This is a genomic window from Kribbella sp. ALI-6-A (assembly GCF_001984195.1).
Taxonomy (GTDB): Bacteria; Actinomycetota; Actinomycetes; order Propionibacteriales; family Kribbellaceae; genus Kribbella.
Genome location: NZ_MTQN01000009.1, coordinates 547,769 through 565,300, shown reverse-complemented (window position 1 = coordinate 565,300; position 17,532 = coordinate 547,769). Strand labels below are relative to the sequence as shown.

19 protein-coding genes are annotated in these 17,532 nt (G+C 68.9%); 9 read left to right on the top strand and 10 right to left on the bottom strand.

Annotated features, from left to right (window positions below):
- Position 1 precedes the first annotated feature (1 nt).
- A complete protein-coding gene (locus BWI15_RS11640; RefSeq protein WP_077014849.1) occupies positions 2-634 on the top strand; it encodes a DUF2461 family protein in 633 nt (210 codons plus the stop codon).
- Here the strand turns inward: BWI15_RS11640 and BWI15_RS11635 are convergent.
- The gene (locus BWI15_RS11635; RefSeq protein ID WP_077014333.1) at positions 629-1,291 is read right to left on the bottom strand and encodes a DUF4386 family protein; all 663 of its coding nucleotides are present in this window, start codon (positions 1,289-1,291) and stop codon (positions 629-631) included. The genes BWI15_RS11640 and BWI15_RS11635 overlap by 6 nt on opposite strands.
- A 135-nt stretch (positions 1,292-1,426) precedes the next feature.
- Between BWI15_RS11635 and BWI15_RS11630 the strand changes: the two genes are divergently transcribed.
- A complete protein-coding gene (locus BWI15_RS11630; RefSeq protein ID WP_168197295.1) occupies positions 1,427-3,316 on the top strand; it encodes a sensor histidine kinase in 1,890 nt (629 codons plus the stop codon).
- Positions 3,307-3,951 (top strand): response regulator transcription factor, encoded by a 645-nt coding sequence (locus tag BWI15_RS11625; protein ID WP_077014331.1) that lies wholly within the window; start codon positions 3,307-3,309, stop codon positions 3,949-3,951. The genes BWI15_RS11630 and BWI15_RS11625 overlap by 10 nt, the downstream gene beginning before the upstream one ends.
- 25 nt (positions 3,952-3,976) lie before the next feature.
- On the opposite strand, the gene BWI15_RS11620 is transcribed toward BWI15_RS11625, so the two are convergent.
- The 8 genes from BWI15_RS11620 to BWI15_RS11585 all read right to left on the bottom strand — a co-directional run bounded on the left by BWI15_RS11620 (position 3,977) and on the right by BWI15_RS11585 (position 10,757).
- Positions 3,977-4,582 carry a TetR/AcrR family transcriptional regulator gene (locus tag BWI15_RS11620; RefSeq protein WP_077014330.1) on the bottom strand — a complete coding sequence of 202 codons (606 nt, stop codon included), beginning with the start codon at positions 4,580-4,582 and terminating at the stop codon, positions 3,977-3,979.
- Positions 4,583-4,622: 40 nt separating this feature from the next.
- Positions 4,623-5,270, bottom strand: a complete 648-nt coding sequence (locus tag BWI15_RS11615; RefSeq protein WP_083750697.1) for a response regulator transcription factor — start codon at positions 5,268-5,270, stop codon at positions 4,623-4,625.
- Entirely contained in the window at positions 5,267-6,472 is a 1,206-nt protein-coding gene (locus tag BWI15_RS11610; protein ID WP_077014329.1) for a sensor histidine kinase, read from the bottom strand. The genes BWI15_RS11615 and BWI15_RS11610 overlap by 4 nt, the downstream gene beginning before the upstream one ends.
- A 79-nt stretch (positions 6,473-6,551) precedes the next feature.
- Positions 6,552-8,045, bottom strand: coding sequence for an alpha/beta hydrolase (locus BWI15_RS11605; RefSeq protein WP_077014328.1), 1,494 nt, complete (start codon positions 8,043-8,045; stop codon positions 6,552-6,554).
- Positions 8,046-8,194: 149 nt separating this feature from the next.
- Positions 8,195-8,938 carry an SDR family NAD(P)-dependent oxidoreductase gene (locus BWI15_RS11600; RefSeq protein ID WP_077014327.1) on the bottom strand — a complete coding sequence of 248 codons (744 nt, stop codon included), beginning with the start codon at positions 8,936-8,938 and terminating at the stop codon, positions 8,195-8,197.
- A 108-nt stretch (positions 8,939-9,046) separates the two neighbouring features.
- A complete protein-coding gene (locus tag BWI15_RS11595; RefSeq protein WP_168197294.1) occupies positions 9,047-10,006 on the bottom strand; it encodes an alpha/beta fold hydrolase in 960 nt (319 codons plus the stop codon).
- Positions 10,007-10,021: 15 nt separating this feature from the next.
- The gene (locus BWI15_RS11590) at positions 10,022-10,300 is read right to left on the bottom strand and encodes a WhiB family transcriptional regulator (protein WP_077014847.1); all 279 of its coding nucleotides are present in this window, start codon (positions 10,298-10,300) and stop codon (positions 10,022-10,024) included.
- Positions 10,301-10,397: 97 nt separating this feature from the next.
- Positions 10,398-10,757, bottom strand: a complete 360-nt coding sequence (locus BWI15_RS11585) for a PRC-barrel domain-containing protein (protein WP_077014325.1) — start codon at positions 10,755-10,757, stop codon at positions 10,398-10,400.
- A gap of 240 nt (positions 10,758-10,997) precedes the next feature.
- Between BWI15_RS11585 and BWI15_RS11580 the strand changes: the two genes are divergently transcribed.
- The 3 genes from BWI15_RS11580 to BWI15_RS11570 all read left to right on the top strand — a co-directional run bounded on the left by BWI15_RS11580 (position 10,998) and on the right by BWI15_RS11570 (position 13,075).
- Entirely contained in the window at positions 10,998-11,354 is a 357-nt protein-coding gene (locus BWI15_RS11580) for a hypothetical protein (protein WP_077014324.1), read from the top strand.
- A gap of 75 nt (positions 11,355-11,429) precedes the next feature.
- Complete coding sequence (locus BWI15_RS11575) at positions 11,430-11,960, top strand: RNA polymerase sigma factor (protein WP_077014323.1); 531 nt, start codon at positions 11,430-11,432, stop codon at positions 11,958-11,960.
- Positions 11,957-13,075 (top strand): hypothetical protein, encoded by a 1,119-nt coding sequence (locus tag BWI15_RS11570; protein WP_077014322.1) that lies wholly within the window; start codon positions 11,957-11,959, stop codon positions 13,073-13,075. The genes BWI15_RS11575 and BWI15_RS11570 overlap by 4 nt, the downstream gene beginning before the upstream one ends.
- Positions 13,076-13,096: 21 nt before the next feature.
- On the opposite strand, the gene BWI15_RS11565 is transcribed toward BWI15_RS11570, so the two are convergent.
- Positions 13,097-14,149, bottom strand: a complete 1,053-nt coding sequence (locus tag BWI15_RS11565) for a LacI family DNA-binding transcriptional regulator (protein WP_083750696.1) — start codon at positions 14,147-14,149, stop codon at positions 13,097-13,099.
- A gap of 328 nt (positions 14,150-14,477) precedes the next feature.
- On the opposite strand from BWI15_RS11565, the gene BWI15_RS11560 reads away from it, so the two are divergent.
- From BWI15_RS11560 to BWI15_RS11550, 3 genes are read left to right on the top strand one after another with little or no spacing between them, the layout of a single operon-like run.
- Entirely contained in the window at positions 14,478-15,710 is a 1,233-nt protein-coding gene (locus tag BWI15_RS11560) for an ABC transporter substrate-binding protein (protein WP_237771226.1), read from the top strand.
- Between the two features lie 19 nt (positions 15,711-15,729).
- Entirely contained in the window at positions 15,730-16,689 is a 960-nt protein-coding gene (locus BWI15_RS11555) for a carbohydrate ABC transporter permease (protein WP_083750695.1), read from the top strand.
- An 8-nt stretch (positions 16,690-16,697) separates the two neighbouring features.
- On the top strand, positions 16,698-17,513 hold the full coding sequence (locus BWI15_RS11550) for a carbohydrate ABC transporter permease (protein ID WP_077014321.1): 816 nt from the start codon (positions 16,698-16,700) through the stop codon (positions 17,511-17,513).
- The last annotated feature ends 19 nt before the right edge of the window (positions 17,514-17,532 follow it).

Here is a 17,532-nt window from a genome sequence, read left to right as displayed (position 1 = left end):
CGTGACCGACGTCTTCGAGGGGTGGCCGAGGTCGGCGTTCGATGTGCTGCTGCAGCTCGACGGCGATCCATCGGCCGAGGTCAGGCGGCGGTGCAGGCGGGACCGGGAAGACCTGGTTCGCCGGCCGATGATCGAGTTGCTGCATGCGGTCGCCGACGCGGATCCGCAGTACGAGGACTTCGCCGTCTGGGGCTACGGCGAGGTGCTGATGCAGGCGTGGCAGCGGCAGCACGCGATCGTCCGGATGGCTCGGAACGTCGAGCTGAGCGTCCGGTTCGATCTCGACGGGCTGGAGGTCGGTGTCGCCTGGTGGTATGCGCCGTCGGAGCAGATCGAGCGTTACCGGGCCGCGGTGGCGGATGCCGGCTCCGGACGGCGGCTGGTCGCTATTCTGCGCAGGCTCGAGCGCGAGGGGTTCGTGATCTCGGGCGACCTGCTGAAGCGGCCGCTGCGTGGGTATCCGGCCGACCATCCACGGGCGACGCTGCTGCGGCACAAATCGGTGATCGCGACCCGGCCGCTCGGGTGTGAGGACTGGCTTCACACCGCGGAGGCGGCCCACAGGGTGCAGGCCGCCTTCTCGCAGCTCCGTCCGCTGACGCAGTGGATGGTCAAGAACGTGTCACTGTCATGACACGCGCCGCTCAGCCGGCGCACGTCCACGGGCCGATCGGTCGTACGGAAACGTCGTCGAGGCAGCGACCCAGGTGAGGCCGACCAGAGCGAGCACGGCGCCGCCCAGGACGAACGACAGCAACGGTCCTGGGGCCGTGATCATGAGACTCGCACCGCCGACGCCGGCGGTCACCGCAGCGGCACGCGAGACCAGCCGGCTGCGGTAGAGCGCGACGGCCAGGACGACGGATCCGACGGCACCGATGATCAGAGCGAGGAAGAACACTGCGAAGACGGGAGCGCTGTTCACCCGGTCCAGCAGGGCGACGGTGGCCTGCCGGTCCTGCTCCTCGGCGAGACGACCGACCAGCAGGACGAACACCGAGTTCGTCCAGAGCCCGAAGGCTCCGGCGATCGTGAGCGCGGCGCCGATCCTTGCTGAGCGGGTTCTGACGATGCGTGCGAGCGCCAGCGCGGCCCCGACGTACAGGACGGCGCCGAGCAGTCCCAGCATCGCTCCGATGTCGTTGCGTGTGCCGGCCTCGGCCAGTGCGCCGAGATAGCGCGTGGTGTCGAGTTTGTCGGCTCGATCCTGGTACTGCGGCGTCATCAGCGCGCGGGCCGCAACGGCGACCAGGGGAGCGCTGACGAGGTAGATCGCCATCGACGGTTTCATGGTGGTTCTCCTTCGGGCAAGTTGGTCCCTCGACTCTGCGCCCCCGGTGTGGCCGGGCACCTCGGGGCGACCCCGGGTCTTCGGGTCAGGGCCTGCCCCCAAGACGTGCGGGGGTTTCGGTGTCACCATCGAGCTGTGGAGAGGACCTCGAGTCGCTACTTCGCTGCGGCTGCCTGCGGGTTGACCGCAGCGGTGGTGGCCGGCGTGGTGGTGCTCGACCGCCTGCTGGCCGGGGCCGGGCGCAACGATCTCGGGTTGTTCGGAGTGAACGACCTGTCGTTCGTCGTCGCCTTCGCCAGCGCGTCGTCCGTCGGGACGGTACTCGCCTTCAAGCGGCCTTCACATCCGGTGGGCTGGTTGTTCCTCGCCCTGGGTGGATCCATCGCGCTCAGTGGGTTGCTGGAGGGTTACGCGTCGTACGGCGGGCTCCGAAACTGGCCGGCCACAGCTCAGGTGATCGCTGTCAGCGAGGAACTGTTCATTCCCTGGTTCGTTCTGCTGGCGCTCATCCTGCAGCTCACCCCGACCGGCAGACCGCTGTGGCCGCGGGTGGCCGCCCTGACGGTTGCCGTCGGCACCTTGTGGTTCACGGCCTCCCTGCTCGCTCCCGGGATTCCCGGTCAAGCAGTGCTGGGTGAGCTCACCGCGGCCGGACTGGTGGCGGGCGGGTTCTCCTTGCTGGTGAGGTTCCGGCGCTCGCAGGGCACCGAACGCCGCCAGTTGTTGTGGCTGGCCGTCGCGGTCGTCCCGCTGCCGGTTTTTGTTGCCCTGGCGTTCTACGCCGCCGACGACCACCCGGTGCTGCTGGCGATCGCGACCAGCGGGTTCGTCGTACTGATCCCGATCGCGGCCGGGCTGTCGGTCGTGAAGTACCACCTGTACGACGTGGAGCGCGTCCTCAGCCGAGCAGTCACCTATTTGCTCGTGTCCGGAGTGCTGGTCTTCGCGTTCGCGGCGGTGGTGATCACGGCCGGCCGAGTGATCGGTGGCCGGACGGACTCCGCGATTCCGGCGGTGCTCGGGACGGCGGTGGCCGTCGTCCTCGCGGGCCCGGCGTACCGGTCGTTCCAGGAGGCGGTCGACCGGCGGTTCAACCGCCGCCGGTTCGACACCTTGCGGGTGGTGCGCGACTACGTTCGCGAGCCGACCTCCCAGGGGGTGGAAGAGGTGCTGCGTGGGGCGCTCGGCGATCCCGGTCTGCGCGCGGCGTACTGGGTGGACGACCGGGAGCAGTGGGTGACGCAGGCCGGTCAGCCCGTCGACACCGGGCCGGACGAGATCGAAGTACGGCGGCCAGGTCGGGCGGTGGCCCGAGTCGCCGTGGGGCCGGCGGTGGATCGCGATCTGGCCGAGGCGGCCTGCGGGCAAGCCCTCCCCGAGCTGGAGAACGCCGGGCTCCGGGCGGCGATCAGCCTGCAGCTGGTGGAGGTCCAGGAGTCGCGAGCGCGGATAGCGGCGGCCCAGCTCACCGAGCGGCGGCGGATCGAACGAGACCTGCACGACGGCGCTCAGCAGCGTTTGCTCGCGCTGGCGTTGAACCTTCGCGCGGCCCAGCTCAACGGGCGGGCGCTGCCCGAGGCGGTGGACCGGGCCATCGCCGAGCTCCAAGGCGCGGTTGGAGAGCTCAGGGAGCTTGCCAACGGGCTCCAGCCGGCCTTGCTGAGTGACGCAGGGCTCGGCGCAGCGATCGACGACCTGGCCACCCGGTTGCCGCTACCGGTCGAGGTGCACGCCACCGACCAACGATTCCCGGCGCCGATCGAGGCGACCGCCTGGTTCGTCGTCTGCGAGGCGATCACCAATGCGGTCAAGCACGCCGACGCCACCCGGGTCGACGTCGACCTGACCGCGGCGGCGGGCGTACTCGTCGTACGGGTAGGTGATGACGGGCGTGGCGGAGCCGACGCCGACGGCAGCGGGCTGCGGGGGATCGCCGATCGGGCGGAGGCTCTCGGGGGTTCGCTTCGCGTGACTGATCGCGCAGGTGGCGGAACGATCGTGACAGGGGAACTGCCGTGCGAGTAGTGATCGCGGACGACTCGGTCCTGCTACGGGAAGGCCTGGCGCGGCTCCTGGGGGAGGCGGGGATCGAGACGTGCGCCATGGTCGGCGACGCCGAGGCGCTCGAGAAAGCGGTCGAGGCACACCGGCCCGACGTGGTGCTGGTGGACATCCGGATGCCGCCGACGTACACGCACGAAGGGGCCCGCGCGGCGATCCACCTCCGCGACGGGGACGCGAGCCTCGGGATCCTGCTCCTGTCGCAGTCGCTGGAGAGCCGGTACGCCGCTGAGCTCGCGCGCGCTGCGCCTCGGGGCTTCGGGTACTTGCTGAAGGACCGCGTGGTGGACGTGGCGACGTTGGTGGACGCGGTGACCCGAGTGGCCGCCGGAGGAACCGTGCTCGATCCGGAGGTGGTCGGATATCTGCTCGGCAGACGGACCACCCGGGACCAGCTCGGCGTCCTGACCGAACGTGAACGGGATGTGCTGGGGCTGATGGCCCAGGGCCGCTCGAACGCCGCGATCTGCCGGCAGTTGGTCCTGAACCCCAAAACCGTCGAGAGCCACATCGGCAGCATCCTCACGAAGCTGGAGCTGCCGCCTCAGGGCGACGACCACCGCCGAGTACTGGCTGTGCTCGCTTGGCTGCAGCAGTGACGACCGGGAGGAATCAGGAAGAGGTTCAGCTCTGCCAGGTGCGCAGGGTCGTGTCGACGATCTCCTGCAGTTCGTCGTGTCCGAGGCCGTTGGCCGCCTGGACGGCGATGCCGAACGCCACCGTGAGGAGATAGCGGGCGAGTTGCTTCGGGTCCTTGTCCGACGGCAGGTCGCCCTCGTCGACGGCGCGCTGGAAGCGTTCCTCGAGTTGAACGCCTACTCCGTTGCGCCAGTCAACGAGTACGTCGTGCGCCGATCGGTTGCTGTCGCTCGATGCCAGCGCGCCCTGCACGGCCAGGCATCCGGCGAACGTCTCGGGCAGGGTCGTCGTGCGAGCGGCTCCCCGGAGAAGTGCTTCGGCGACGGCTCGGGCGGTCGGCTCCTCCAGGGCACGCGTCGCGTAGGCGGCCGGGCCCTCCTTGTAGCGCTCCAGCGCCTTGCGGAACAGTTGCTCCTTGTTGCCGAAGGCGGCGTACATGCTGGTTTTGGTGATTCCCATGGCGCCGGTCAGGTCGGACAGGCTCGCGCCCTCGTACCCCTGCTCCCAGAACACTCGCATGGCGCGCTCGAGCGCCTCGTCGACGTCGAAACCCCTGGGCCGGCCCAGGACAGTGCTCCGGGAACCATCCATACCCTCACTGTACTCCTCGGTACAGAAGTGGCTCCGGCGGCTAGCGCATCAGCCCGTACTCCCAGGCCCAGACCGCGATCTCGGTGCGGTTCCGGGCGGCGATCTTGCGTTGGATCGAGGCGAGATGGGACTTGACGGTGGACAGCGAGATCATCAGTTCCGCGCTGATCTCGGCGTTGGTGCGGCCGCGGGCGACGGCCTTGACGGCGTCCAGTTCGCGGTCGGTCAGCGCCGGCCTGGGACTGCGGGCACGGCCGCCGGCGGTGCTGAAGTGTGCCAGCAACCGCGTGGTGATCGAGGGGGAGACGAGCGACTCGCCGTTGGCCGCGGCGAGCACCGCTTCCACCAGCAGCCTCGGACCGGCGTCCTTCAGGAGAAAGCCGTGCGCGCCGGACCGCAGCGCTTCGTGAACGAGCTCGTCGAGGTCGAACGTCGTCACGATCAGCACCCGGAGCGGATGCGGGACGTCGTGACCCGCCAGCAGACGGGTGGCGGTCAGGCCGTCCATCAGCGGCATCCGGATGTCCATCAGCGTGACGTCCGGACGCAGCTCCTGAGCCAGCTCGACCGCACGCTTGCCGTCCTCGGCCTCGCCGACGATCTCGATCCCGGGCTCGCGTTCCAGGATCAGCCGGAATCCGGCCCGGACCATCGCCTGGTCGTCGGCGAGCAGGATGCGCAGAGTCATGGTGCCGCTCCTTTGTCCGGCGGCCGGGCCGCCACCACGCCGCCTGGCAACGGAAGCTCGGCGAGCACCCGCCATCCGTGCTCGCCGTGCTGCCCGACGGTCAGTCGTCCGTCCAGTGCGTCGATCCGCTCGCTCATCCCGATCAGTCCGTAGCCGTCCGCCGTCTGGCGGGCGCGGCCGCGGCCCTGCCGCGTCCCGTCGTTGCACACCTCGACCCGGAGGTAGTGCCCTTCGGTTTCGACGACGGGCCGCACCGTGACGGCGACTCGACGCGCGTCGGGCGCGTGCTTGCGCACGTTGGTCAGGGCTTCGAGCAGGACGCGGTGCACCGTCGACACCGTCTCCGGAGTCACCGCGAGGTCCGCGAGTTCGGGGGCCAACCGCACGGTGACGCCCGGCTCGCCGTCGACGACCGCTTCGATCGTCTCCAGCAGACTTCCGGCGGAGAGCGGAGGCTGCTGATCGGGACTGCGCAACATCACCACCAACCGGCGTACGGCGCTGAGCGCCTCGGCTCCGGCCCGCTCGATGTCGCCGAGCAACTCCCGCTCCGAGCCGTCGGCGAGCACGAGCTGCGCCGCCTGGGTGCGGACGACGACACCGGTGATGTGATGGGCCACCAGGTCGTGCAGCTCTCGGGCCAGGGCGAGCCGTTCCCGGTTCCGGGCGGCGATCTGCGCGGCCTCGCGGCGCGCGTCGCCGTCACGCAGGATCAGCCCGACCGCCACCCCGACACCCCACAGCAGAGCCCACAGGACCGAGACGGTCAGATTGACCGAGTCGAAGCCGTACCGCAGAACGGGCGCGACGACGACGGTCAATCCGCCGGCCACCGCAACCCCGCCGGCCTGGCGCGGGCTCAAGCGATGGCAGCTCGCTCCGATCAGCAGGATCAAGGCGAGGGTCTCGGTGTCGCCGGCGAGTCTCCCACCGGGCTTCGTGAGAAAACCGGCCGCGCTGCACAGCAGCGACAGCGCGATCGCGGCCGTCGCGAGCTGCGCGAGAAGATCGGGCCGACGGCGTCGCAGCACCGCGAGTACGCCGATCGCCGCACCGGAGCCGAAGTACAGGATCTCGCCCGGCGAGGGGGAGTCGTCCAGGATCAGACGCCGGACGACCTGCTCGATGTTGAGACCGAGCAGGACGACGACTTCGGCGATGAACAGGCCCCGGCGCAGCGGCCTGTTGGTGGCGAGGATCACCGAGTCGTCGTCCTTCCTGTCGCTGGGAGTGCGGCATCAACGCGCCGACACTGTCACACCCGGGCCGGTCGGCCCAGTATCAGCGAGGCTCTGCCTCGGCCGAGCAGTGGTAGCTGCGGTCGGGGCGGTCACCCGTCAACAGGAACGATGTGACCGCGTGCTTCGCGCACTGGTTCTTGCTGCCCGGATAGACGCCGTGGCCGCCCTGATCGGCCGTGACCATGGTGGCACGGTTGCCGAAGGCCCGCAGTAGCTTCTGGGCACCGACCAGCGGCGTCGCGGGGTCGCGGAGGTTCTGTACGAGGAGCACGTTCGCCGGACCCCGGTCGGTGATGCGAACCGGCGGCTCCGTCGGGTCGGGCCAGTACGCACAGGGCTGGACGTTGGCTCCGGCCGCGCCGAACAGGGGGTAGCGGATCCGGTCGACGGCGACGTTGCGCTGGTAGGTCTGGACCGACCTCGGCCAGCGGGAGTCGTTGCAGATCGTGTAGTACCGAGCCGAGACCAGGTTCTCCACGTTCTGCGTCGTGGTGTCCTCGGGGACCGGCGGTTCCTGGTTCGCGTTCACGGCTCGCCAGATGCCGGCCAGCATCGGGAACTGCTGCCCGCCGTACAGGAAGACGAAATTGAGCAGCCGGAACGTCGAGCCGTCGATCGTCTTGAGGGGCTTCTTGTCCAGCCGGCCGGCGAGCTCGAAGTACTTCGCGGTCACCTGCGCCGGGGTGCGGCCCAGGCCGTACTCGCGGTGGTTGGCCGCGGCGTACTTCGCGAAGTCGGGGAACCGGTCCTCGAGACCGCGGGAGAACAAGCGATCGTTCGCATAGTCCCAGCCGTCGGGGCCCACGTTGCTGTCGAGCACGATCCGGTCGCTGCGCTCCGGGAACAGCGTGGTGTAGACCGCGCCGAGGTGCGTGCCCCAGGAGGCGCCGGCGTACGAGATCTTCGACTCGCCCAGCGCGGCGCGGACCCGGTCGAGGTCGCGGGCGGTGTTCGCGGTGCTGGTGTGGGGCAGCATCCACGCGGTCTTCGACGTCGTGCACTGCTTGGCGATCTGCTTGACCTCGGCGGCCCGCTTGGTGACGTCGGCCGCGTTGCGCGCGTACGGCGGGACGTTGCCCGCCGCCTGCTGCTGCACGGTGAGGTCACAGGTGACCGGCGTACTCCGGCCCATGCCGCGGGGGTCCATCCCGATCACGTCGTAGGCGTCGCGGACACTCTGCGGAAGGCCCATCGCGACGAGGAACGCCGGGTAGTTCTGACCGGGCGACGGGCCGCCGGGATTGGTCAGCAGTACTCCGCGCCGCTTGTCCGGCTTCGTGCTCGGCAGCCGGGAGACGGCGATGTCGATCGTTCGGCCGTCTGGCTTGCGATAGTCCAGCGGGACCTTCAACGTCCCGCACTGCATGCCGGCCGGGATCGGCACGGGGGAGATCTCGGGCGGGCACTTGTCCCACTGGATGCTGCCGGCTGGTGCTGCTTGTGACGCTGCTGCGCCTACTTGTGAGACTGCCGGGACCAGCGCGGCTGCCAACGAGGCAACGGCAACGGTCAACGGAATGGCTGTGCGTCTCATGTTTCCCTCCGAAAGGCGCTGTGGACGCAGTCGAGTCTTCGGGAGCCATTCGTCGAGCACACCCACCCAGAGGCCATGGCGGGTCAGCCAAAAGTACGAGACCGCCGTACGGCGACCGGCTGGTCGTCGTACGGCGGACTGCGCCTGTCTCAGAGCTGGTTCTCGCCGCCGTCGACGTACAGGTTGGCGCCGAGTACGAAGCTGCTCTGGTCCGAGGCGAGGAAGGCGACCGCGGCGGCGACCTCCTCCGCGGAGCCCATCCGGCCGACCGGAACCTTCGCCGCGAACTCCGCCTTGACCGCCTTGGCGTTCTCCTCGCCCACCATGCCGGCGACCGCTGGGGTGTCGATGGTGCCGGGGGAGATCGCGTTGACCCGGATGCCGCGTCCCTTGAGCTCGTTGGCCCACGTCCGGGTGTAGGAACGAAGCGCCGCCTTCGAAGCGGCGTACGTGCCGAACGCCTCGACGCCGTCGTCGGCCCGGACGGAGGAGTTGACGATCACCGAGGCGCCCTCGTTGAGCAGCGGAAGTGCCTTCTGCACGGTGAACAGGGTGCCCCGCACGTTGACGCCGAAGATGTGGTCGAAGTGCTCCTGCGTGATCTGCTCGAGGGTCGCGAACGACGCTGTCCCGGCGTTGGCGAACAGCACGTCCAAGCCGTTGCCGCGGTCGCGGACCGCGTCGTAGAGCCGGTCGAGGTCGGCCGGATCGGAGATGTCGCCCGGCACCGCGGTGGCCGAGCCGATGCCCTCGACCGCCGCCTCCAGCTCCTCCTTGCGCCGGCCGGTGACGAAGACGTGCGCGCCTTCCGCGGCGAAGCGCTCGGCGACGGCCAGTCCGATGCCGCTGCTTGCGCCGGTGACGACCGCTGTCTTGCCTTCGAACTGCCCCATGGTGTCCTTGACCTCCTGTACTTCGGTACCGATCGGAACCGAAGTGGCTACGGTAGCACTTCAAAACCGATCGGTACTGAATGAGTCGCTGAGTTGGCGGACGCGGACCTATGGACCACACCAGCCGATGACCGTGCGGGCGTAGTCGGTGGGGACTTCGATCGGTGGCGCGTGACCGACGCCATGGAGGGCTGCGAGATTCCAGTCGGGTCGCTGCGCTGTCCAGTCGTTGATCGACGCGCGGGGAGTGAGGCGATCGTCGTCGCCCCAGATGAGCAGGGTCGGTGCCTGGACCCGGCGCATCGCGTCGAGCGCGGGTTGACGGCGTACGAACATCACTGACATCAGTGAGGCGTATACGGTGACCGCGGTTGCCAAGCGGGTCGGCTCGACAGCCGACATCTCGGCCCGCAGGAGACCGGCGAGCTCCGGTGACATCTTGGTCAGATCGCCGCCGACGTTCCATTTGCTGTCGGCAACCGATGCGGGATCGTCCAGCACTCGCAGCTGCGCGGCGAGGACGCGCCGGCCCGCGATGCGGAGCAGCACAAGGGCGACCGGTGCGGCGACGGCCAATCCCGCTCTGCCGAGAATCTGCCACTTGCGCGCCTCGCTGTCGCTCAGCGGAGGAGGTAACGCGGGCGCTGCCAGTACGAGACCTGCGACCCGTTCGGGTGCTTGGTCGGCGAAGAGCAGGGCGATCATCCCGCCCGCCGACCAGCCGTGGACCACGATTCGGTGCAGTCCGAGTGCGTCGGCGAAGGCGCGCAGGAACAGCGCGCTGGTTTCGATGCCGGCCGCGCGCCGGTTCGGCAGCGCGGTGTGGCCGGCGATCGTACCGGGCAGGTCCAGGGCGATCGCGTGCGCGTGTGGACGCAGTTCCGCGAGGACGTCGAGCCAGTTCGAGGCGCTGTTGGCCGGGTTCGGAACGAGCAGGTGTACCGGCGCGTCCGGCGTTTGCGGCTGGTCGGTGACCAAGTAGTGCGTCGTCGTACCGTGCACATCGACGGTCTCGCTGCGAATCCCGGACCAACGAGTGGCGCGCTCACCCCAGTCGGCGTACTGCACCACGCCAGGCTACGCTCACAGAGGCAGTTCCTGATCTCGCTTCTCGGCGGTTCGGCGCGGGTGGGATCGGTCGTTGCGTCGCAGCGTACGGCGCTCGTCCTCGGTCAGGCCGCCCCACACGCCTGCGTCCTGACCGGTGCGCAGGGCCCAGTCCAGGCAAGCGTCGGCGACCTCGCAACGTCGGCAGACCGTCTTGGCGTCCTCGATCTGCCGCAGCGAGGGTGCTGCGGATCCGATCGGGAAGAACAGGCCGGGATCCTCGCTCCGGCACGCGGCTCGTTGTAGCCATCTCATGGTCATAGGACAGGACGGCCGGCCGCTTTTGTGACGTCGTGCGAACGACTCCGGCCCGGCACGATGTGCCGAGCCGGACAGATCCGTACGTCGCAGCTCACCGTCCGGGCGTGTAGTGCTCGGTGTAGTACTTGCCGACCCGGTCGCGGTAGTCAGGGTCGGAGCCGGTGTCGGGGTCGTACTCGGGCGCGTCCTTGATCTCGTCCTTCGTACGGTCGACGTACACCTTCTCGTCGTCGGCGTCGATGCGCTGCACCACGCCGGCCGGCAGCAGGACCTTGCGGCCGAGGATCCACGGGCCGGTGTCGACGACGAGCGACGCCGAGCCGACGTCGTTGGTCGCCTCGTCGACCTTGCCGATGTCGCCGTCGGTAGCGGCGATCTTGTATCCGACGATGTCGGTTCCCGGGGTGTAGCCGGCATCATCGCGATAGTTCCACGGATCGAACGTACTCATGGCAGTGCTCCTTCCGTGACTCGGTCGCTGACCTGGTACCCCATGTCGAGGGCTGCGATTCCCCTTGTTTTGCGGGAGTTTCGCGTGATCGAGGCGTCACGGATCGTGGTAACCGGGGGTAGGCGGGATCCGTCGGCGAAACCGCTGAGAGCGGGTTTGTTCAGGCGTCCTTTGCCCGCGGTTCTCTTGGGAGGTGTAAGCAGGTCGGGTCGGAGCTTCTGGTGCCCAGGAGGCAGGACCGTGAGTCAGAACGCCTGGAGTTACCCGCCGCACGCCGGCTACCGCGACGATCTCGACCTCACGGGGTACGCCGTCGTCGCGACCGACGGCGACGTGGGAAGGGTCGAGCACGCCGGTGCGACGGACGGTGAGCACGCACTCGTCGTGAGTACGGGTCCTCGTCTGCTCGGCAAGCCGATGCTGCTTCCGCTGATGGTGCCGGCTGCGCTGGTGAGCAGGATCGACGTCGATCAGCAGCGGGTCTTCGTCGACCGACCTGCTCAGCAGATCGACGACAGTCCGCCGTACGACACCTACACCGAGGAGACTCCGGCCTATCGCGACGAGGTCGCTCGTCACTACGGCCTGATCACCTGACCGCAAGCGCGGCACTGGTTCGGGTCGGGTGGGGGAGCCGTCTCAACCTTTCGGGGCTTCGGCCGTCATTCAGGTATGCGGCTGACCTTGGGAGACCTGGTGGACACCGACGACGGGGCCGTGGCGCCGTCGGGTGATCCGCCGTACGAAGTGCTGTTCCGGGCCCATGCCGAGCGGTTGGCGCGGCTGGCGCACCTGCTCGGCGCGAGGGATCCGGAGGACGTCGTCCAGGAGGCGTTCTGCCGGTTCATGACGGTCCGGCCGGATCGGCGGATCGGCAACACCACGGCGTACCTGAATCGGATCGTCGTCAACGAGGTGCGAACCCAGCAGCGGCGCAAGGCCGTCGCCGATCGCAGGCCGCTGCATCCGGTGACGGCGGCTCCGGCGAGCGAGCAGGTCGAGCGGGACGAGTCGGTCACCGATCTGTTCCGGGCGCTGGGGCGGCTCGCGCCGCGGCAGCGCGAAGCGATCGTGCTGCGCTACTGGCTGGATCTGCCACTGGCCGGGATCGCCACCGTGATGCAGGTCCGGGTCGGCACCGTGAAATCACTGCTCAGCCGGGGGATGGCCCGGCTCGCCGAGGAGCTGGAGGACTACCGATGAACGACACCGAACGTCGTCTGATCGACGAACTGGACCGTGCCGCGTCGGAGGTCCAGGTGGATGTCGACCGGATGTGGAACGCCGTGCAGCAGCGCACCGACGTGCAGCCCGAACCACCGGCGCGCCCGTGGAGTCGCCGCCTTGCGCCGTACCTGGCGGCGGCCTCGGTGGCCGCCATCCTGCTCGTCGCCGGCGCGTCCCTGGTCGATGGCACCGAACCGGACACGGTGACCGTTCCGGCCGCCTCACCTCGCCCCACCACGAAGACCACGAACCCGTCGAAGGGACCGACCGCCGGCCCGATCGGCGACTGGGCCTGCGGGACCCGGACGGTCCTCAGCCCAGGGACGGACTCCATGACGTCCAAGCCGATCCGTGCGGTGCTCGACCCGCTAAAGGCGCCGCCGGAGGCCGTCGCGTACGGCGTACCGCGCTATCGCTTCACGCTGTCCGGGACCACGGGGGTGCTCGACTACGGCGACGCGTCCGGACACCGGATCGCGCGCACCGAACTGACCCGGACGGCAACCGGCTGGCTCGTCGGCGATCGCACGGTCTGCTCGGGCGCCGGCGGCCGGCCGTCGCCCGATCCTGTCCGGCTGGGCGCCCACACCAAGTCCCCGCTCCCGCTCGATCCTCGGGCAGCCCAGCTGCGAGCCACCCCCATGATCGGCCGCCCTGTCCTGATCGACGACCGCACGTACTACGACCCGGCCGGAATGTTGCGTCAGGCAACGCTGTACGCCTTCGCCACCCAGGGCGGCTACCAGTTCGTCAGAATGCCGGCAGACGATGGGGGTATCGGCCAACAGCCGCAGCCCGAGGACCAGATCAGAGGCGCGGACCCGCTGCAGCTGGCCGGTGCCGACGACACCCATGTCTTCGCCGGACACACACCGTTCTTCGGCGTCGTCTTCAGCTACCTGACCAACGACAAAACCGTTGAAGGGCTCAGCCTGACAACGGCCTCGACCGGCGAGCCCGGCCCGGCCCAGAGCTTCGCGTTGCCTGGTGGACGGACCCTCTACACCGTCGTACCGGTTTCACCGGTGGACGGCGACTCGCTGGTCACCGTTCACCGCACCACCGGCGACGAGCCACCGAGGCGCTTCTAGCGCTGACGCTGCGCGGCCCGGTCAGCCGGCGCTCTTCCCAGTACGTTGACGTCGAGGCTTGACCGGCGGTGGGGGAGCGGTGGTGGCGGCGATGTGCAGCCGGGCGGGGACCAGGTGGGGCGGGAGCGGGTCGGCGTCCTCGAGTTGGCGGATCAGGGCTTCGGTGCCGAGCTGGCCGAGTTCAGGGCCCGGCGTTCGCAGGAAAGTGAGTTCCGGGTCCGACAACGCTGCCGTTTCCGGCGCCATCAGGAGCGCGAGCAGTGAGAGGTCGTCCGGGACTCGCCGGCCCAGGCGGTTGACGGCGGACGCGACGCCGAGGGCGGCGTACTCGTTGAGGATCAGGATGGCCGTCGTGTCCGGGTGATCGCGCACGGCCTGCGCCGCCGCGTCCTGGCCGGCGCGGGTGGTGTCGGCGCAGGGGATCACGATGGTCTCCAGGCCGTACTCCGCCATCATGCGCCGGTACGCCGCTTCGGCGCGGACGTAGGGCCCGTAGTTGTGGAAGCGGGGATCGTCCAGATTTCCGGCGATCAGCACGAGCTTGCGATGGCCGAGGCCGTGCAGGTGGGACACGCCTTCGGCGACGGTGGTGTCGAAGTCGATGTCGACGTGGGGGAGCTCCTCCGGCGACGTGGTCCGCCCGATCAGCGCGTACGGCGTACCGGTGCGCTCGAGGATCGCGATCCGCGGGTCGTCGAGCTGGACCTCCATCAGGACGACGCCGTCGACCAGGCCCTGGCCGACCAGCTCGGTCAGCTCCATGCCGTCGTTGCCGACCGGCCACAGCACCAGGTGGTAGTCGCGCTGGCGAGCGGCCTCGGCCGCACTGGTGAAGAACTCCGCCCCCGAGAACCCGAACCGGTGGTCGAGCGCCGGATAGGCCATCGCGATGATCCGGGTCCGCCGGCTGGCCAGCGCGCGCGCCACCATGTTGCGGCGGAAGCCCAGCTCGTTCATCGCCCGCTCGATCTTCTCCCGCGTCGCGGCAGTCACCGGCTTGGTGTCGTTGAGCACGAACGAGACGGTCGCGATCGACACCCCTGCCCGCTGCGCGACATCGCGCATGGTCGCCATCGGCCTCCTCCTCGGGGGCGCTGCTCAGCGCCGTCGGGCCTCACTGTCGCACGGATGCGCCGCTGGATCGATCCGGCGCGGTGCCGAGGTCTTGACACTGCTGTGAGCCACGGCACATCATCCATGATCAAATAGGTTAAGCGCTTTGCCAATCCCCTCCCGCTACTGATCGGCCGGTCGTCGAACCCTTCGGTTAAGCGCTTTGCCGATGCTTGCGCTGCCTCGGTCGCCACCGGCGGGCGGGGTACCACCAGCCGCCCACGCGCCCGCCGACCACCCGCGGCGGCTCTCCGCCCCGAACCACTCGCCGACCCCACCAAGGAGCTGAATGCCGATGTTCACCCAGCGGATCACGGCCGCACTGGCCGGCGCGACCGCTCTGTCGCTCGCGCTCGCCGGCTGCGGCGACAGCGGCGGTACGTCGTCCTCGTCGGGCGAGGCCGTCACCAGCCTCTCGATCCTCGACTACTACAACAACGAGCCCGACAAGTCCCTGGTCCAGAAGGGTCTGGACGCCTGCGCGACGAAGCTCGGCGTCACGCTGCAGCGCGAGACGGTGCCCGGCGCGGACCTCATCCCGAAGGTTCTGCAGCAGGCGTCGTCCAAGACGCTGCCCGACGTCCTGATGCTCGACAATCCCGACGTCCAGCAGATCGCCGCGACGGGCGCGCTCGCTCCGCTCAACGACCTCGGCGTCAGCGCCGACGGGTTCACCCAGGGCATCGTCGACGCGACGTCGCACGACGGAAAGCTCTACGGGCTCGCGCCGGTGGTGAACACGATCGCGCTGTTCTACAACACCAAGCTGCTCGCCGAGGCAGGAATCCAGCCGCCGAAGACCTGGGACGAGCTCCGGGCCGCGGCGAAGAAGCTGACCAAGCCGGGGCGCTACGGCATCGCGTTCAACGCCAACGCGACGTACGAGGGTGCCTGGCAGTTCCTGCCGGCGATGTGGACCAACGGTGGTGACGAGACGGACCTGACCAGCCCGCAGGTGGCCGAAGCGCTGCAGCTGTGGGTCGACCTGGTGACGTCAGGATCGGCGTCGAAGAGCGTCATCAACTGGACCCAGGGCGACGTGAAGGACCAGTTCGTGGCGGGCAAGGCCGCGATGATGGTCAACGGGCCGTGGAACATCCCGTCGCTCAACGAGTCGCCGCAGGTCAAGTGGGACGTCGTCCAGTTCCCGGTGAACAAGCCGGGGCAGACGCCGATCGCGCCGCTCGGCGGTGAGGCGTGGACCGTGCCGCTCAACAAGGACGAGGCCAAGCAGCAGAAGGCGGCCGACTTCGTGAAGTGCCTGAGCTCGGACGACAACGAGCTGGCCTGGGCGAAGGCCAGGTTCACCGTGCCGACCCGGACCGCGCTCGGACCGCAGTACGTCAAGGAAGTGCCGTCGATGAAGGCGTTCTCCGAGCAGGTCGCCAACGCACGCTCGCGCACCGGCAAGCTCGGCGAGAAGTGGCCCGACGCGGCCAAGGTGATCTACCAGGCGATCCAGCTGGCGCTGACCGGGCAGGCCAGTGCGCAGGACGCGTTCAAGAAGGCCTCCGGCAGCTGACCGGGAGACGGAGACCGAGATGGTGCACGCACCGACCCGCCCTTCCCGCTCGGAAGCGCCGGCCACCCAAGCGGTACGCCGCGCTGGTGGCCGGCGACGGCGCAGCGAGGATCTGACGAAACTGCTCTTCGTGCTGCCGGCCGCGATCGCCATGCTCGCGCTGTTCGGGTACCCGGTGGTGAAGAACCTGGTGATGAGCCTGCAGGACTACGGCCTGCGGACCTTCTTCACCGGGGCGGCGCCGTTCGTCGGGCTGGACAACTACGTCACGGTGGTGACGGACCGGTTGTTCTCCAAGGCCTTGGTGAACACCGCGCTGTTCACGATCGGCTCGATCGCCTTCCAGTTCGCGATCGGACTCGGACTGGCGTTGTTCTTCCGCCGCAAGTTCCCGCTCAGCTCGTTGCTGCGCTCGCTGCTCCTGCTGCCCTGGCTGCTGCCGCTGATCGTCTCCAGCGCGACCTGGCGATCGATTCTCGAGCAGGACAACGGGATCCTGAACCGGAGCCTGGCCGGGCTCGGAATCATCAACGAGCCGGTGCCGTGGCTGAACAGCCCGTCGGTCGCGCTGATCGCGGTGATCGGGGTGAACATCTGGATCGGGATTCCGTTCAACGTCACCTTGCTCTACAGCGGTCTGAGCGAGATCCCCGACGAGCTGTACGAGGCCGGATCCCTGGACGGTGCCACCGGCTGGAAGGCGTTCCTGCACATCACGATGCCGAACCTGCGCGCGGTGGCCGGGGTGGTACTCGTCCTGGGCGTGGTCTACACGATCAAGGTGCTGGACATCATTCTCGGCCTGACCGGCGGCGGCCCGGCCAACGCGACCCAGACCCTGGCCACCCAGTCGTACGAGCGGTCGTTCGTGGACTTCAAGTTCGGTGAGGGCGCGGCGCTGAGCAACATCCTGATCGTGCTCTCCCTGCTGTTCGCGATTGTCTACCTGCGCGGCACCCGCCGTGCCGTCGACGAGTAGGAGCGACGATGCCTGACTCGACTCTTCGCCGGGGTGTCTTCACCGCGATCGGCGTGCTGATCCTCTGCGTGATGCTGTTCCCGGTGTACTGGATGATCAACGCCTCGTTGCAGCCGTCCGGCAACACCCTGACCGCCGGTTTCCTCCCGCTGGATCCCACCTTCGCCGGCTACCGGCGCGCGCTCAGCGAACAAGGGCAGAACCTGGTCACCAGCATGATCATTGCCCTCGGCACCGTTGTCCTCAGCTTGCTGGTCTCCGCGCCGTGTGCGTACGCGCTGTCGCAGTTCCGGTCCCGGTGGGTCGGGGCCGGGCTGCTCGCGATCCTGGTGTCGCAGATGATTCCGGGCATCGTGATCGCGAACGCGCTCTACACGGCGTACGAGAATCTCGGCCTGCTCAACTCCGTCCCGGGGCTGATCGTGGCCAACTGCAGCAGTGGCATCCCGTTCGCGATCCTGATCCTGCGCTCGTTCCTGCAGTCGCTGCCGGCGTCGCTGGTGGAGGCGGCCCGGGTCGACGGCGCCGGGCTGGTGCGGGCGTTCGTCTCGATCGTGCTGCCGATCAGCAAGAACTCGCTGATCACCGCGGGCCTGTTCACGTTCCTGTTCTCCTGGAGTGACTTCCTCTTCGCCCTGACGCTCACCACCAAGGGTGACGTCAGGCCCGTCACGCTGGGCATCTACCAGTACCTCGGGACGCAGGTGCAGAACTGGAACGCGGTGATGGCGACCGCCGTCTTGTCGGCGATCCCGGCGATCGTGCTGCTGATCGCCGCCCAGAAGTACATCGCGGCCGGCGCCATCGGCGGCGCGGTCAAGTGAATCCGAAACCAGAAAAGGT

What these genes read in the sequence shown, in the direction of transcription:
- BWI15_RS11555 (WP_083750695.1), top strand. Translation starts at nt 15,730, where the DNA reads ATGGTGCACGCACCGACCCGCCCTTCCCGCTCGGAAGCGCCGGCCACC.
- BWI15_RS11560 (WP_237771226.1), top strand. Translation starts at nt 14,478, where the DNA reads ATGCCGATGTTCACCCAGCGGATCACGGCCGCACTGGCCGGCGCGACC.
- BWI15_RS11620 (WP_077014330.1), bottom strand. Translation starts at nt 4,582, where the DNA reads ATGGATGGTTCCCGGAGCACTGTCCTGGGCCGGCCCAGGGGTTTCGAC.
- BWI15_RS11575 (WP_077014323.1), top strand. Translation starts at nt 11,430, where the DNA reads ATGCGGCTGACCTTGGGAGACCTGGTGGACACCGACGACGGGGCCGTG.
- BWI15_RS11550 (WP_077014321.1), top strand. Translation starts at nt 16,698, where the DNA reads ATGCCTGACTCGACTCTTCGCCGGGGTGTCTTCACCGCGATCGGCGTG.
- BWI15_RS11565 (WP_083750696.1), bottom strand. Translation starts at nt 14,149, where the DNA reads ATGGCGACCATGCGCGATGTCGCGCAGCGGGCAGGGGTGTCGATCGCG.
- BWI15_RS11635 (WP_077014333.1), bottom strand. Translation starts at nt 1,291, where the DNA reads ATGAAACCGTCGATGGCGATCTACCTCGTCAGCGCTCCCCTGGTCGCC.
- BWI15_RS11590 (WP_077014847.1), bottom strand. Translation starts at nt 10,300, where the DNA reads ATGAGATGGCTACAACGAGCCGCGTGCCGGAGCGAGGATCCCGGCCTG.
- BWI15_RS11600 (WP_077014327.1), bottom strand. Translation starts at nt 8,938, where the DNA reads ATGGGGCAGTTCGAAGGCAAGACAGCGGTCGTCACCGGCGCAAGCAGC.
- BWI15_RS11585 (WP_077014325.1), bottom strand. Translation starts at nt 10,757, where the DNA reads ATGAGTACGTTCGATCCGTGGAACTATCGCGATGATGCCGGCTACACC.
- BWI15_RS11570 (WP_077014322.1), top strand. Translation starts at nt 11,957, where the DNA reads ATGAACGACACCGAACGTCGTCTGATCGACGAACTGGACCGTGCCGCG.
- BWI15_RS11605 (WP_077014328.1), bottom strand. Translation starts at nt 8,045, where the DNA reads ATGAGACGCACAGCCATTCCGTTGACCGTTGCCGTTGCCTCGTTGGCA.
- BWI15_RS11615 (WP_083750697.1), bottom strand. Translation starts at nt 5,270, where the DNA reads ATGACTCTGCGCATCCTGCTCGCCGACGACCAGGCGATGGTCCGGGCC.